14 protein-coding genes are annotated in these 16,359 nt (G+C 37.8%); 6 read left to right on the top strand and 8 right to left on the bottom strand.

Translation table 11 applies throughout. The features are described 5' to 3' along the window. Window positions 1-141 precede the first annotated feature (141 nt). Complete coding sequence (locus AAX15_RS02190; RefSeq protein ID WP_005699267.1) at window positions 142-1,185, bottom strand: hypothetical protein; 1,044 nt, start codon at window positions 1,183-1,185, stop codon at window positions 142-144. 10 nt (window positions 1,186-1,195) lie between these two features. Further along, window positions 1,196-1,438: an AlpA family transcriptional regulator gene (locus AAX15_RS09680; RefSeq protein ID WP_046938925.1), complete on the bottom strand. Its 243-nt coding sequence runs from the start codon at window positions 1,436-1,438 to the stop codon at window positions 1,196-1,198. Window positions 1,439-1,619: 181 nt separating this feature from the next. Between AAX15_RS09680 and AAX15_RS02180 the strand changes: the two genes are divergently transcribed. Continuing rightward, window positions 1,620-2,042, top strand: a complete 423-nt coding sequence (locus AAX15_RS02180) for a hypothetical protein (protein ID WP_046938924.1) — start codon at window positions 1,620-1,622, stop codon at window positions 2,040-2,042. 483 nt (window positions 2,043-2,525) lie between these two features. Here the strand turns inward: AAX15_RS02180 and AAX15_RS02175 are convergent, their stop codons facing one another. Beyond that, window positions 2,526-2,894 (bottom strand): helix-turn-helix domain-containing protein, encoded by a 369-nt coding sequence (locus AAX15_RS02175; protein ID WP_046938923.1) that lies wholly within the window; start codon window positions 2,892-2,894, stop codon window positions 2,526-2,528. Window positions 2,895-3,002: 108 nt separating this feature from the next. Between AAX15_RS02175 and AAX15_RS02170 the strand changes: the two genes are divergently transcribed. From AAX15_RS02170 to AAX15_RS02160, 3 genes are read left to right on the top strand one after another with little or no spacing between them, the layout of a single operon-like run. Beyond that, window positions 3,003-3,518 carry a hypothetical protein gene (locus AAX15_RS02170; protein ID WP_005699280.1) on the top strand — a complete coding sequence of 172 codons (516 nt, stop codon included), beginning with the start codon at window positions 3,003-3,005 and terminating at the stop codon, window positions 3,516-3,518. 6 nt (window positions 3,519-3,524) lie between these two features. Then, entirely contained in the window at window positions 3,525-3,941 is a 417-nt protein-coding gene (locus AAX15_RS02165) for a hypothetical protein (RefSeq protein WP_046938922.1), read from the top strand. 20 nt (window positions 3,942-3,961) lie between these two features. Further along, entirely contained in the window at window positions 3,962-5,350 is a 1,389-nt protein-coding gene (locus AAX15_RS02160; RefSeq protein ID WP_052749716.1) for a DNA translocase FtsK, read from the top strand. A gap of 19 nt (window positions 5,351-5,369) precedes the next feature. Here AAX15_RS02160 and AAX15_RS02155 read toward each other — a convergent pair whose 3' ends face one another. Then, a complete protein-coding gene (locus tag AAX15_RS02155; protein ID WP_046938921.1) occupies window positions 5,370-6,650 on the bottom strand; it encodes a tyrosine-type recombinase/integrase in 1,281 nt (426 codons plus the stop codon). Window positions 6,651-6,834: 184 nt separating this feature from the next. On the opposite strand from AAX15_RS02155, the gene mutS reads away from it, so the two are divergent. Then, complete coding sequence (gene mutS / locus AAX15_RS02150; RefSeq protein ID WP_046938920.1) at window positions 6,835-9,420, top strand: DNA mismatch repair protein MutS; 2,586 nt, start codon at window positions 6,835-6,837, stop codon at window positions 9,418-9,420. Between the two features lie 457 nt (window positions 9,421-9,877). Here the strand turns inward: mutS and serA are convergent, their stop codons facing one another. The 4 genes from serA to lon all read right to left on the bottom strand — a co-directional run bounded on the left by serA (window position 9,878) and on the right by lon (window position 15,581). Continuing rightward, window positions 9,878-11,110 carry a phosphoglycerate dehydrogenase gene (gene serA, locus AAX15_RS02145; RefSeq protein ID WP_046938919.1) on the bottom strand — a complete coding sequence of 411 codons (1,233 nt, stop codon included), beginning with the start codon at window positions 11,108-11,110 and terminating at the stop codon, window positions 9,878-9,880. 29 nt (window positions 11,111-11,139) lie between these two features. Beyond that, a complete protein-coding gene (rpiA, locus tag AAX15_RS02140; protein WP_005627100.1) occupies window positions 11,140-11,799 on the bottom strand; it encodes a ribose-5-phosphate isomerase RpiA in 660 nt (219 codons plus the stop codon). Between the two features lie 102 nt (window positions 11,800-11,901). Further along, window positions 11,902-13,053: a radical SAM family heme chaperone HemW gene (gene hemW, locus AAX15_RS02135; RefSeq protein WP_046938918.1), complete on the bottom strand. Its 1,152-nt coding sequence runs from the start codon at window positions 13,051-13,053 to the stop codon at window positions 11,902-11,904. A gap of 116 nt (window positions 13,054-13,169) precedes the next feature. Continuing rightward, window positions 13,170-15,581: an endopeptidase La gene (gene lon / locus AAX15_RS02130; protein WP_046938917.1), complete on the bottom strand. Its 2,412-nt coding sequence runs from the start codon at window positions 15,579-15,581 to the stop codon at window positions 13,170-13,172. A 189-nt stretch (window positions 15,582-15,770) separates the two neighbouring features. Between lon and AAX15_RS02125 the strand changes: the two genes are divergently transcribed. Then, on the top strand, window positions 15,771-16,359 hold a 589-nt coding region (locus tag AAX15_RS02125; protein WP_046938944.1), incomplete at its 3' end, for a DUF535 family protein.

The following is a 16,359-nucleotide window of genomic DNA, read 5'->3' as shown; positions in this document are numbered from 1 at the left end:
TGATTTCCGAAGAAAATTTCCAACAACATACGCCTGATGCATAAGGCTATGTTTGTTTATTTGCAAGGGTTCGCGCGTTTTGGAAATGAAAAGCTACATAATAACCTACACTTATGTAGCTTTTATAGCTGAGGGGGCAAATTATCTCAGAGATGTTTGAGTGAAATACCCAATAGAATTGTCTATGATATCTGGGTATTTTGACCAATCAATGTTGAGTATAAACTTACTTTTACACTTTTCAAGACATCTATTCGTTTTTAGTCTTAAGTTTCTATTCACCTTTGTATCATCATCTACTTTAGCTTGTAGATACGATTTAACCGCTAGAGGAATACTTTTCTCCTCTTTTATATAAGGAAGGAAATCCTTAAATTGAGAGGCGATTTTATTTCTTCTATAAATGAGAATTCTACTGAATGGGTTTTCTAGCATTGAAACCTCCGATAGAAAAAGTGGTTGTTGATATGGCGGTTTTATTCTTAATTCTAAGCGAGTAATGCTCCGCTTAATATGTTCTCTCTTAACTATAAGGTTATTTTGGTAAACATCTTCAACTTCTTGAAATTTTAGTTTCTCATATACTAAAAGGTAAGAACTAGAACGTTGAGAACCAATAGCATAATTGTTCTTACAATCATCTTCGTTACCTAAGAAATTCCGCCCTGTTCTAGCATTAGGAATAGAGAAGTAATAATTTCTTAGAAATCGCTTGCTGTGTACATCAAGGGTAAGATCGATTCGAGTTACTCTACTAGTTTGTAACAGCATATCAATAACCTCTACCCCAATATGTTTCTTCAGCCATTTGATCACATTAGGTATGTCTCTATTTTTTGCATATTGTGGAGATAACTCAAATCTAACTCTAGGCTCATTAAGTTTTCTTGGGAAATCGTAAGATAATAGCAGATAAAAATCAGGATTTTTCATCGAAGTAATTTTTATACCACAGCGGTAATGTTTAACTTTTATACTACATATCTCATATTTTCCAGATCTAACCTGCTTTAACTTATCAAATTTTTTGTATACACCCCAGAATTCTTCAGCTGGTATTATTTTTGATACAAAAGATAGCTTATCAATTCCCATATAAATAGGGTATTTTTTGAAAGTACCTACACAGATAAAGTTATTCTTTCTATAAATAGCATTTCTGTTTACAAGAATGGTATTTTTCATAGCTAATTTCCTATTGAGTTGTTGTATTATTTAATAAATATGCTTGTAACGTGCTAATAGAGTGATTGGAACTTGAATTACATGCACATCCTCTATTTACAATCCATTCATCAATTTCCGTTTCTAACCACGCAACAGCTCTCAATGACAGTTTCTTTGGTGGTGGAAAATCAGATGTTTTGATTAGTCGGTATATAGTTGATTTGGATAACGTTGTTTTTGCCATTACTTGGCTTAGTTTGATTAGTTTCATAAAAACCTCATTTATTACCAAAAGGCGGAATTACCCTTTGCGAGGTTTCCTTTACAGAAGTGAATATTTAGCTATTTTTAGCTCTTAAACTGGCTGACAGTCAGTTATAAATAGCCTAAAATAACTGACTGTCAGTTTTATTAATTTAGTTGCTGACTGTCAGTTGGTTTAAGGAAGAAAAGTGAGTACGAATTTTATTGGACAAACAAGAAAGCAAAAGAGAAATTGTGAAGAGCAACAGCGTAGAAGGAAATCAATCAAGGAACGCTTTCCCAAGACGGTTACATTCTATACTTATGAGGATATTGATGAAAAAATAGCAAGAAGACAGATGAAGATAGCAAAAGCCTTTGAAATAGTAGGAGAAAAGATAAGACAAGCGGAAGTAAAATCTTTAGCTATTACTTATTATATTTATATTCACGCAAGAAAAGAAAAATTAAGAATATTGCGTCAAATCTATAGATATGCAGGTGAGGAAAATATGACTTTAGATAAATTACTTAAGTTGTTAGATAAAAATGTTCCCCTGAAAAAAGAGAAATGGAATCGAGAAATCCTACTTGCTTATTTATTCTTTAGGGATGAAAGAGATAAAAAATAGTGAACTAGGTAAAATTTCAGAGATTTTTACGCTATTTGTACCACAACTATCAAAAAGAACTAATTTTTCGTTATCGTAACTTTTTATCAAACTCCAATGATAGTTAGTCGAGAATAATACTATTGAGTTAGATTGGCTTTCTAGATGAGAAGATATAAGTAAGGGAATTTTTGAGTGTCTTTTTATGTTAGGGTAGTCTATTCTTATTTGCTTATGTATTTTAGCGGTATGATTTAATAAATACTTCATTTGGTGAAGATCCAATCCACTCGTGAGTAGATCATAAATACCCCAGTTATTCATATAAGCTAAAAGTAGCTCGTGAAATAATGGTTTTCGCTTAATTTTCTTATTTGATACGAAATAGACTGCATTTACTATGCTATAAATTCCGCATAAACAGTCTAATTCCCCCTGTTGCAATGCTTTCATGCAAAATAAAAATATGTTTATATATCAATATTTTAACATATTTTTTAGCATCTACAAAATAGTCTCAAGGAAGACTAAAAGACCACGTTTTTTGTCCGCACTTAACTTATCTAAATGAGCATAAAGTCTATTTCTAATACGATCTTCTGAAACAGGAATAAATTTCTGTTTATCATTAATTTTTTGATCTGATATGCAATCTATAAAAAACCAGCTAATTTCGGTATTCAATGCTGCGGCAATTTCGACTAGATGTGCAACATTAATCTTATTTTCACCTCGCTCATAACGAGAAAGTTGCTGTTGTGCGATGCCAATTTGCTCCGATAGCACGGAGGCACTTAATCCAAGCTCTTTACGCTTTTGCTGAATCCGCTTTCCTATCAATCTATCGGTTTCTGTTACTGAAAGTTTCGACATTATCTAGCCTTAAAATCATCTTTTATAGCTATTTTGTAATTGTTTTACTCCTTTAAAAATATCGGTTATAGTACATTTTACGAATATCACCTATTTAAGGATTTTGTTATGAAGCATTCTTTTACACTTATTCATTGGTATGGACCTTTTGAGCTTTCTGAAGTGATTGAATCAGATTGGGGAAAAGAGAGCGGGCTCTATTTGTTTACAGGAAAACAAAAAGATGAGACTGAGAGCCAAATTCAATACTGCGGTATTTCGGAACAGTCCTATGCATCCCGATTTAAAACTCATCATAAACACTGGAAAATTGATAGTGAGCGAGAGGTTTGGTTAGGGATTATTGAATCTACACCTTACCCTCATATGAATGGAGCTTATTTAGCCTATTTGAAAGAGCCTGAGCGCTTACTTACCTATTATTTACAAGCTCCATTAAATGAGAAAAATCGTATTTTGAAACCACGACCAATGACAGTAATCAACTATTGGTTTACAAAAGATAAAGAACTTAGAAGAAAAAATGTTCACGTAGCTCAGCAAGGTATGCACAGTGTCATTTCTTGGGATGGTGAAAACTGGCATTTAGGTGATCTTAAAATTGTTTCAGATGAAGAGGAATAACCAGCTATGCAATTAGATGATTTTAATATTACTGCTGAATATATGGAATATTCAGATAGTAGTAATAAATCCGAATGGGGGGAACCACTACCTTGCTGGATTAAGTATGAAAGTGAATCTAAAGAATTAAGTATTAAGTTTGAATATGAACAAGAGGGAAAGCCTAATACTTATGTTTGGTTTAAAGGCATAGTAGATATGCTCACTTATCCTTGTTCAGTAGAGCTAAGATCAAATAAACCTAATGTTACAGAAGAATCAATGTTGTTAGAAATAATAAATGATGGTGAAAATTGGTACTTTGAGGGAGTAGTTTATGATCCTTATACAGAAAAGATTGATGGTGTATTAGTCAATAGAATTGCTGAACGAATGATCTATATCAATCAAGTTGATCCTTGGGAAAGTGAGCTAGATTTTTAACCTATTATCTAGAGGTTTTTATGTTTTCAAATAATTTATTATTGCCGATAGAGTTCTTAACCAAGCATTATAATGCACAGTTGCCTGATGTGGACGGAGTGCTATCGACATTTGGTATCGCGAATGCCAAGATCAGTTACGATATTGGTCCTGTAGTTACGACTTACAATATTAAATTAGAGCTAGAGAGCCTAGAAAAAAACATCATCAATCAACTTTCAGATCCTACAAAATGGGCGGAATTATTGAATGTGCATGCCGTTAGAATGATACCGGATGGTTTTGGTACGCTCTCTTTAGAAATCCCGCACCATAATCGTCATACGATTTCGTTCAAAGATGTGATCTGTTCCGAAGCCTTTCTGGATAGTAATGCCAAATTACCAGTTGCTTTAGGTGTTGATACAAAAGGTGAGCCTGTTGTGATTGATTTAGCCAAAACACCTCATTTATTGATTGGGGGGCAGACAGGTGCAGGAAAATCAGTTTGTATCAATACTATTCTTATCAGTCTATTGTCAAAATTAGACGAAACACAGCTTAAGTTGATGTTAATTGATCCAAAAGTGGTTGAATTATCACCTTATAATGATATCCCACATCTCATTACGCCTGTTGTTACCAATATACACAAAGCCGTTCAAGCCTTACAATGGAGTGTTGGTGAAATAGAACGCCGTTATCAGCTTTTATCATTGTGGGAAGTGCGCAATATCGAAAGCTATAATCAGAAAATCTGCCGTTTAAATGCGGAAGGTATTGCTAAAGATACATTTAGCCCATTACCTTATATTGTGATCGTTATTGATGAATTTGCCAATCTAATGCTGACATCTGGTCAGCAGACGGAAGAATGTATAGTGCGTATTGCACACAAAGCAAGAGCAGTGGGGATTCACTTAATTCTCGCCACACAACGCCCTGCTAGCAATGTTATTACAGGTGTTATTCGGGCAAATATTCCTAGTCGTATTGCATTTACCGTGACAAGTGCGGTAGATTCTTGTACTATTCTTGATCAGCGTGGCGCGGAAACATTGTTAGGGCGAGGTGATGTGCTATATTCTGGATCAGGCTCTCCAGATTTAACTCGTATTCACGGTGCGTTTATCAGTGATGAAGAAATAGTTGCGATAACCGATCTTTGGCGTCTGTGTGGACAGACTCAATATCAAGAAAATATCTTCACTGAAGAGGTATTTTCGCCAGTTAAGACTGAGCTTGATCCCTTATTTGATATTATGCGTAAATGGGTAATTGAAACTCAAACTATTTCAATATCAGCAATTCAACGCAAATTTAACCTTAGCTTTAGTCGAGCCGCTCACATTATGGATCAGCTTGAAACAGAAGGTATTGTATCTGAGCTATCAATGGGAAAACGGCAGTTACTCATAACAGAAAATTAAAGAATAGGCAGGGAACTGCCTATTTTTGTTCTGTTAGTAAATCATCTAGGTAATCAGCCCATTTTTGTAACCAAATTTTACATTCTTTATCGTAAGTATGTAGATTATAAGTACCTTCAATACCTTTCTTTGAATGTCCTAGAATAGCCTCGCCAACTTCATTCGGGCACCCCAATCTCGCCAAACCTGTTCGAACTGTTCTACGCAGATCGTGTGGCGACCAATGTTCAATGTCTAACATTGCCCCACTTTTTCTAAGTCCCCAAGTTCTTTCGGTAAGGTATTTTTGTTGGATAGGCTTTTCTTGTAATCGCATTTGAAATAAGTATTTTGTTGATCGATCAAATGTTTTAAGAAGATCTACTGCTTGATTAGATAGCTGAACATAGCGAGATGTGCCAGTTTTAGTTTCTCGAAGAAAAATTGTCTTCATTTCTAAATCAATATCATCCCAAGCAATAGCGCAAATTTCCCCTGTTCGACAGCCCGTGAGTAATGTAAGTAGAAATACGTTTTGGATTTTTTCTGTTAGTCTTGATATTTTCAGCCATTTTAGGAATATCCCTAATTCACGGTGATCAAATGCTCTAGTTCCTTTGTTATTCGTGAGTTTAATGGTTGTCATTTTTAACGTTTCTTTTGCTAACAATGCTGGATTAACAAAATTCTCATCAAATTTATCTAATCCTATAGCAAAACGATATGCCGCGATCCATTCCCTAAGAACATTACCAGCTTGAACGCTTGCACCTCGCTCATTAACAATGCTTGTAATATGTTCAGCTATTTCTTTTCTTGTCATTGAAGAGGCTAATCTGTCTCCAAATGGAAGAACAACATCATTATACAAAGTTCGTCTCACCTCATCTTGTCCCTTTGGCTTTCTTGCGCCAACAATTAAACGCCCATTTTCACTATAGTGATCTTCAATATATTGGGATAAGTAAAGTTCAATAAGATCCTTTATGTAGAAGAGTTTTTCACTCTCTTTTCTAGCTTGTTCCTTTTTGAACTCCTTTAATTCATAGGCGGGACAACGCCCAGTTAAACGAATATTTTTTAACTCTTTTAATTGTTTTCGAGCTTCAGCTAGGCTAGTTTGGGGAAATGAACCTATTTTTACTTGGGTAAGTTTTTTAGTGATCGGGCTAGAATATCGGTAAAAGAATGTTTTTATGCCAGTTTTACCACAAGTTACTCTTAAACCGGAATATTCACCAATATCTGCTTTATCAAGATCTTTTGGTTTCATCATTTCAATAGTTTTTGTAGTTAATGGCTTTTTAGTTTTATTACTCATAAAATACCTGGATAAATGTAGCTTTTTGCTATGCGTACATTATACTGCAAACTATAAAACCTACAAAATAACCTACACTTTAGTGTAGGATTTAGTAAGACTATATAAAACCTAATGAAATGTTATAATATTGAAACAGTTATTAACCTTTGTTAAATATCAATAAGTTAAGAGATTAAAGCAGATGATTTTAAACGATAATTTACCCGAACACACACCAATGATGCAACAATATCTAAAACTCAAAGCAGAGAATCCAGATATTTTGTTGTTTTATCGTATGGGGGATTTTTACGAGTTGTTTTATGACGATGCGAAAAAAGTGGCGGCATTGTTGGATATTTCTTTGACGAAACGAGGTCAATCTGCAGGGCAACCCATTCCAATGGCTGGGGTGCCTTATCATGCGGTGGAAGGTTATTTAGCAAAATTAGTTCAGTTAGGGGAATCTGTAGCGATTTGTGAACAGATTGGTGATCCTGCCACAAGTAAAGGGCCAGTGGAGCGCCAAATTGTGCGAATAGTTACACCCGGTACGGTAAGTGATGAAGCACTTTTGCCAGAGCGCCAAGACAATCTGATTGCTGCGGTATATCAAGAAAAAGAAAAATTTGGATTAGCCACTTTAGATATGACCTCTGGCCGTTTTCAGCTTTGTGAACCTGCGGATAAAGAAACATTACGCGCGGAATTGCAACGTATTGTACCTGTGGAATTGCTGTATTGTGAAGAATTTAATGAAATGGCTGCGATTGAACATTGCAAGGGATTACGCCGTCGCCCGATTTGGGAATTTGAACTTAGCACTGCCATTACGTTACTGAATCGCCAATTTGGCACAAAAGATTTACGAGCCTTTGGTGTGGAAAAATCCCCTCTAGGCTTAAGTGCGGCAGGTTGTTTATTGCAATATGCAAAAGAAACCCAACGTACCGCATTACCCCATATTCAAAGCATTAGCTTAATTCAAAATCAAGACTGCATTCAGTTAGATGCAGCCACTCGCAGAAATCTTGAATTGACGCAAAATCTTGCGGGTGGCACAGAAAATACGCTAGCGTCTGTATTGGATAAATGTGTTACGCCAATGGGGAGCCGTTTACTGAAACGTTGGATTCACCAGCCTGTTCGTCATGTGGAAAAATTAAGACAACGCCAACAAGCGATTGCAGAGATTCTGAATTTTGATTTGGTCGATGAACTTCAGCCTTATTTGCAATTAGTTGGCGATATGGAGCGTATTTTAGCGCGTGTTGCGCTGCGTTCAGCGCGTCCTCGCGATCTCACTCGTTTGCGCACGGCATTAGAACAAATTCCAGAGTTACGCACGATTGTGCAACAAAAAACACCGCCATTTTTAACCGCACTTTTCAGCCAAATTGCCGATTTCAGCGAGCAATGCGATTTATTGCAACGTGCATTGATTGAAACGCCTCCACTTTTAATTCGGGATGGCGGCGTGATTGCTGAAGGTTACCATGCTGAGTTAGACGAATGGCGTATGCTGTCTGATGGTGCAACCCAATATTTGGAAAACTTAGAAAAACGTGAGCGTGAAAGCACGGGCATTGACACTTTAAAAATCGGTTTTAATGCAGTGCATGGTTATTACATTCAAATCAGCCAAGGCCAAGCGCATAAAGCCCCGATCCATTATGTTCGCCGCCAAACCTTGAAAAATGCAGAGCGTTACATTATTCCTGAACTCAAAGAATATGAAGACAAAGTGCTGAAATCGAAAGGCGCAGCGTTAGCATTAGAAAAGCAGCTTTATGATGAATTGTTTGATTTATTATTACCGTACTTAGGTTCACTGCAACTGGCGAGCCTTGTACTCTCTGAATTGGATGTATTGGTCAATCTTGCCGAGCGCGCAGACACCCTCAATTACGTGATACCAACATTCTGTGATGAAGTGAGTGTGAAAATTGAAAATGGCCGCCATCCTGTTGTGGAACAAGTATTGAAAGATCCTTTCATCGCCAACCCAGTGGAGCTCAATCACAACCGTCATTTGTTAGTTATCACTGGGCCAAATATGGGCGGGAAAAGTACTTATATGCGCCAAACCGCATTAATTACGTTGCTTGCGTATATCGGCAGCTTTGTGCCGGCAGACAGTGCACGAATTGGACCGATTGATCGTATTTTTACTCGAATTGGTGCGTCTGATGATTTAGCCTCAGGACGTTCAACCTTTATGGTGGAAATGACTGAAATGGCAAATATTCTTCATCAAGCTACTGAGCAAAGTCTCGTGCTTATTGATGAAATCGGTCGAGGCACATCCACTTATGATGGCTTATCCTTAGCTTGGGCTTGTGCAGAGTGGTTAGCCAAAAAAATCCGCTCGCTTACATTATTTGCCACCCATTATTTTGAATTAACCGCATTGCCAGAACAGCTAGAAGGCATCGCCAACATTCATTTAGATGCCCTTGAGCATAACAACACCATCGCCTTTATGCACGCCGTACAAGATGGCGCTGCAAGTAAAAGTTATGGTTTGGCGGTGGCAGCTTTGGCAGGCGTACCACAATCTGTTATTAAACTGGCAAAACAGAAATTGACACAATTAGAAAAAACATCAGGCCATTCAGCCGATCAGCAAATTCAGGCATTACGTGAATCCAATCACACTCAAGGTGAATTATTGTTTGAACAAGAAACGGATGCACTAAGAGAGGCTATTGAAAAACTGGATCCCGATGATCTAAGCCCTAAACAAGCATTGGCATATTTGTATCAGTTAAAGAAAATGGTGGGGTAACATCTTACAAAAGTGCGGTGAAATTTTGATCTAGCCAAAAATAGACTATTTACTTAAGGAGTGATGATGACATAGCATCGAAGTCGGTCCTTGAATTTCAGTTTAATTTGTTGCTGATTATAGTAATCCAAATAATCCTTACAGCTTTGGTCTGAATGTAAAATGTTTCGCTTTATTTAAGTTGTTTTGTTCTTTGCTGGCTCTTGTACTATCCATGTTGTCAAAAATGGGGAGCCTGTCTATTTTTATAGGTGAATAATTATTTTGGGGCTGACGTAGATTAGCAAGAGTGCTAGTCTACGTCAGCCCCTAATTTTTTAATGAAAGAATATGTAGCTCCTTTTAAGGGGGAATCAGGGATAGGGATTGTCAGTTTTCACAAGCCCCAAGAGAGGCTTGTGAAGTATAGTCCCTTATAGGGGGCTAAAAACCTCGTGTTTTACGTACGAATTGTCATTTAGTAAAGTACTCGCGCACGAATTGTGCCATCGATTTCCTTCAATTTTGTCAGTAATGGCGATGCATCATTTGTTTCTACATCTACGACAACATAACCAATTTTCGGGTCAGTTTGTAAATATTGCGCAGCAATATTGAGGTTGGCTTCGACGAAAATTTGGTTCAGTTTGTTCAATATACCAGGACGATTTTCGTGAATATGCAATAGGCGTTTTGTTCCCTCGTGCTCTGGTAAAGATACTTCAGGGAAGTTGACGGAAGAAAGCGTAGAACCATTGTCTGAATATTTGACAAATTTGCCTGCCACTTCAAAACCGATATTTTCCTGTGCTTCTGCTGTTGAACCGCCGATATGTGGCGTTAAAATCACATTATCAAATTCGCGTAACGGTGAGACAAATTCTTCATTAATTGACGCAGGCTCAATTGGGAATACATCAATGGCAGCGCCGTGAATTTTCCCGTCTTTTAAGGCTTGAGTGAGCGCATTAATATCTACCACTGTGCCACGCGCAGCATTGATCAAAATTGCACCTTGTTTTAATTGTGCGATACGCTCAGCGTTCATTAAGTTTTTGGTAGATGGCAGCTCTGGCACATGTAATGAAATCACATCGCAAGAACTGAGTAATTCTTCAAGGCTACGAACCTGTTTGGCATTACCGAGCGGAAGTTTATTTTCGATATCGTAGAAATGTACATCCATGCCTAATGATTCCGCAATAATACTTAATTGTGAACCAATGTGGCCGTAACCAATAATTCCTAGTTTTTTACCCCGCACTTCATGAGATCCAGTAGCTGATTTATTCCAGATGCCACGATGTACTTCGGCATTAGCCTGTGGCACATTGCGCATAAGTAATAAAATCTCGCCTAATACAAGTTCTGCGACGGAACGAGTGTTTGAGAATGGGGCATTAAATACAGGAATTCCACGCGCTTTTGCCGCATTTAGATCCACTTGGTTGGTGCCAATACAGAAACATCCCACTGCGATTAATTTGGGTGCGGCCTCAATCATTTCTGCCGTTAAATGGGTGCGAGAACGCAAGCCGATAAAGTGTGCATCTTTAATGGCTTCTTTTAATTCATCACCATCTAGCGCTTTTTTATAGTAGTCAATATTGGTATAGCCTGCCGCATGGAGCGTATCAAGTGCGCTTTGATGCACACCTTCAAACAATACAAATTTGATTTTTGATTTGTCTAGAGAGACTTTGTTTGTCATGTTTGCTTCCTTATGATTTTTATTATGAATTAGTCAATAATTTTGGCGCCTTCAGGCGTACCGACGATCACAACGTCTGCGCCACGTAACGCGAATATCCCGTTAGTGACGACACCCGCAACGTTGTTTAATTCTTTTTCCATTTCAACTGGATTTAAAATAGTAAAGTTGTGTACATCTAAAATCACATTGCCGTTGTCTGTCACAACGCCTTCACGATATTCAGGCGCGCCACCAAGTGCGGCTAATTTTCTGCCTACTTGTGAACGAGCCATTGGAATAACTTCAACTGGTAATGGGAAGGTCGAACCTAACACATCTACTTGTTTACTAGAATCCACAATACAAATAAATTTTTTCGCTAATGCAGCGACGATTTTTTCACGAGTGAGCGCTGCGCCGCCACCTTTAATCATCATTTTTTGTGGATTGATTTCATCTGCACCATCCACATAAATATCTAAGCTAGAGACATCATTTGCATTAAATACTTCGATACCTTGTTTACGTAATAATTCTTCTGATGCTTTTGAAGCCGCAACTGCGCCCTGAATTTTATCTTTGATTGTACCTAAAGCCTCAATAAAGCAGTTCACCGTGGAGCCACTTCCCACGCCAACAATTGTGTCAGCTTTTACATATTGTAATGCGGCTTGTGCGGCGAGTTTTTTCATTTCTAATTGATTCATTTCTTTTCCTTATTTTAATAAGTAAACGATTGCGTTACTTTATTACGAGAGTATTGAATAAACAAGTGTAATTTTTCAGCAATGAGAGGTTTAACGGATGAGCTACGATTCCGTTAAAAATAATTCCAATAGTTCATTGAGAAATAATTTGCCATGCTCAGTGATTTGCCAAGAATCAGCGTTTTCCACAATATAGTTTTGTTGAATGGCAAAATCAATTTGATTTTTCACCGCACTTTGCGATAAACCTGTGTAATCTTCAAATTCTTGTTTGGGCACCGCTTCTAACAAACGAAAGCGATTCATAAAAAATTCAAAAGGGCGGTCAATTTCTAGCACGTTTTTTTCTTCGTAAAGATATTCGCCACGCAAATAACCTTTCGGGTGCTTGGTTTTAGAAAAGCGGGTAATCTCGCCATTTGGGAAGGTCAATTTCCCATGTGCGCCACAGCCAATAGCTAAATAATCCCCAAACCGCCAATAATTCAAATTATGTTTACATTGAAACCCCATTTTTGCATAAGCTGAGGTTTCATATTGCTGATAGCCTGCTGCGGTTAAAAGTTGGTGACCTTGCTCAAAAATATCCCAAAGTTCATCGTCATCTGGCAATTTAGGTGGGCGGTAAGCAAACATCGTATTTGGCTCAATAGTGAGCTGATACCAAGAAAGGTGAGGAGGAGATAGCTCAATAGCTTGGCGAAGATCATCTAAGGCCTCTTCCAACGTTTGGTTTGGCAAACCGTGCATTAAATCCAAATTGAAACTTTTTAGCCCAGAAACTTTCGCTAAATTGACCGCACTTTTTGCCTCCGCTGCATTATGAATTCGCCCAAGACGCCGTAATTTGTCATCATTAAAACTTTGTATCCCCATAGAAATTCTCGTAATGCCTGCTGATACATAACCTTTAAAGCGTTCAGCTTCTACTGTGCCAGGATTAGCCTCTAATGTGATTTCAATATTATCTTCAAAATCAATATGCTTTTTTATTTCTTTTAAGAGATACGCAATACTTTCTGACGAAAACAAACTTGGCGTACCGCCACCTATAAAAATCGAATGGAGTTTTCGTTGTTGAATGGAATTTTTAAAGCGTTGTAAATCGTCCTGCAGATCTTTCAGAAGGTGATGAATATAGTCTTGTTCTGGTATATCGCCTTTTTGTGCGTGCGAATTAAAATCGCAATAAGGGCATTTTTGAACGCACCATGGAATGTGTATATAAAGGGAAAGTGGAGGAAGTTTGAGCATGGTGTTATTAACAAGTTTTCAATTTGGAAAAGTATAAATTAACCTTGTGTAAAGATGAAATTATCATCTCTAAAATCAATAAAAGGGCTTGTTTTCACAAGCCCTAAAACATTCAATTAATTGACCGCTCTTTCTGATTTACTCGTCACTTTACGGCGTGGTGTTTTAGGTTTAGCTTCCACTTTAACAAACTCAATGCCCTCTGGTGGATTTTCTAACGCAAGACCAAGTACTTCATCAATGGTTTCTACTGCGTGAATTGCAAGATTTTGTTTTACGTTTTCTGGAATTTCTTCAAGATCCTTAACGTTCTCTTTTGGAATTAATACGGTTTTAATTCCGCCACGATGTGCTGCAAGAAGTTTTTCTTTTAATCCACCGATTGGTAATACTTTACCACGTAAACTGATTTCTCCCGTCATTGCCACATCAGCACGCACAGGATTACCTGTTAAACAAGAAACTAATGCGGTACACATTGCAATACCTGCACTTGGGCCATCTTTTGGTGTTGCACCATCCGGCACGTGAATGTGAATATCGCGTTTCTCATGGAACTCAGAATTAATACCAAGTTTATCCGCACGAGCGCGCACAACCGTCATTGCCGCTTGGATGGATTCTTTCATCACATCACCTAACGAACCTGTGAAAGTAAGTTTTCCTTTACCGACAACGGAGGCTGTTTCAATGGTGAGTAAATCGCCCCCCACTTCTGTCCAAGCTAGACCTGTCACTTCACCAATGCGGTTTTGTGTGTCGGCTTTGCCAAATTCAAAGCGTTTGACACCAAGATAATCGTGCAGATTATCTGAATTTACCGTGATAGATTTAAGTTTTGGATTTACTAATAAATTTTTTACTGCTTTACGGCAGATTTTTGAAATTTCACGTTCTAACCCACGAACACCCGCTTCACGCGTGTAATAGCGAATAATATCTAAAATTGCGCTTTCTTCGACGGTAAGTTCGTCTTTCTTCAAACCATTACGTTCAATTTGTTTCGCTAACAAATGACGCATCGCGATATTAAGTTTTTCATCTTCGGTATAACCAGAAAGACGAATCACTTCCATACGATCCAATAATGGACCTGGAATGTTCATGGAGTTTGATGTCGCCACAAACATCACATCAGAAAGATCATAATCCACTTCTAAATAGTGATCATTAAACGTGGTGTTTTGCTCAGGGTCGAGTACCTCAAGCAATGCTGATGCTGGATCGCCTCGCATATCGGATGCCATTTTGTCGATTTCATCAAGCAAGAATAATGGATTTTTCACCCCCACTTTTGCCATTTTTTGAATCAATTTGCCCGGCAATGCGCCAATATAGGTTTTACGGTGACCACGGATTTCTGCCTCATCGCGAACACCGCCTAATGCCATACGTACATATTTACGACCAGTGGCATTGGCAATAGACTGACCAAGAGAGGTTTTACCTACCCCTGGAGGGCCAACTAAGCAAAGAATGGGTCCTTTCACTTTGTTTAAACGAGCTTGTACTGCAAGATATTCAAGAATACGTTCTTTCACTCGTTCTAAGCCATAGTGATCGGCATCTAATACTTGTTGTGCTTTCGAAATGTCTTTTTTCACTTTAGAACGTTGATGCCAAGGCACTTGGATCATCCATTCAATGTAGCTACGAACAACGGTTGCTTCAGAAGACATGGCTGACATCATTTTGAGTTTTTGTAACTCATTTTCCACTTTGTCGCGTACCTCTGCGGGCATGCCTGCTGCTTCTACTTTTTGACGAAGTTGTTCAACTTCATCAATTGTGTCTTCATTTTCGCCACTATCCATTTCTTTGCGAATGGCTTTAATTTGCTCGCTTAGATAATAGTTACGCTGGCTTTTCTCCATTTGTTTTTTTACACGACCGCGAATGCGTTTTTCAACTTGAAGAATGTCTGCTTCTGATTCCATCATACCAAGCAGATATTCTAAGCGGTCTTGCACGTTGGCAAGTTCCAAGATGCTTTGTTTATGGCGAACACTTACCGGCAAATGCGCAGCCATTGTGTCTGATAAACGATCTGCATCACCAAGGCGATGAAGTGCATTTAATACATCTGCAGGGATTTTTTTATTTAAGGTGAGATAATTTTCGAATTCAGAAAGTACCGCTTTTTTCGCAACATCTAACTCTTTCTCATCACCATAAGTGGTTTCGATAGGGGTAATTTTTGCGGAAAAGCACTTTTCGCCATCTTCAAGGCTGTTAATTTTCGCGCGATTTTGACCTTCAACTAGCACTTTCACTGTGCCATCAGGTAGTTTTAGTAACTGAATAATGTTAGCAATGGTACCCACATCAAATAAATCTTCAGGGGTAGGTTCTTCCAAATCTGCTTCTCTTTGAGATACCAAAAGAAGCTGTTTATCATCGTTCATCGCTTCTTCAAGGGCATTAATTGATTTTGCACGCCCTACAAAAAGTGGCATCACCATATAAGGGAAAACGACGACATCGCGTAATGGTAATACGGGCATCGTACGTTGGGTATTCTTCGCCATAATTTATCTCTCTTAATTCTTTCTGATAATTTGGGTAAATATTGGGGTAGGGAAAAAGGAATTCAAGGAAAAGATTATAACAAAATCTGAGTTATAAAGTGGGTTTTAAACAAAAAAGAATTTTGGCAAATGACGTGATAATCGCTAAAATGACTGACAATTTTATTAAATTTCACAAAATATTGATTTATGTCCACGAAAAATAATTTTATTTTCCCCACTTACGTTCAAATGTATCCTTATTCTAAGGATCGCCCTTTTCTCAAACAAGTGCGGGAAAAATTACGCTATTACGGCTATAAATGGTTGTATCAAAAGCAATGTAGCCAATTAGTGGATTTTCTTAATGCAGAAACTCAATGGCAGCCTTTATTTACACAAGATTATTATCGTATCAATACAATTCTTACTACTTTTTGCGATAAACGCTTTTCTGCTTCAGAACGTTTAACGGCGATTACGGAGAATTTACGTTTGGCAGAAGAAAAAATGGGATATTCGCTTTGCCAGCAATTATTAGATCAGCAACATATCGTGCTAACCCAATTAACTGAGGATTTGCGTTTATCGTTGAGTATTAATCATATCGATCCCTTTGAAGGGTATTTTTCTATTAATATTCGCAATCAAAATAACGAACGAGTATATGATGCGTCTTTCACTTTTTTAAGCCCGAATAAATTGCTTATCGCCTCAATTCAAGGTCCCTCAAGTGGTAATGCTCAAGAGCTTGTGAAACAGGCTACGAAAGCATTGCACGGTATGCGGCCAATGTTTC

This window comes from Haemophilus haemolyticus (assembly GCF_001008275.1).
Taxonomy (GTDB): domain Bacteria; phylum Pseudomonadota; class Gammaproteobacteria; order Enterobacterales; family Pasteurellaceae; genus Haemophilus; species Haemophilus haemolyticus_P.
Note: the sequence above shows the minus strand (reverse complement) of the source record. Positions and strands in the feature narration are given on the sequence as shown.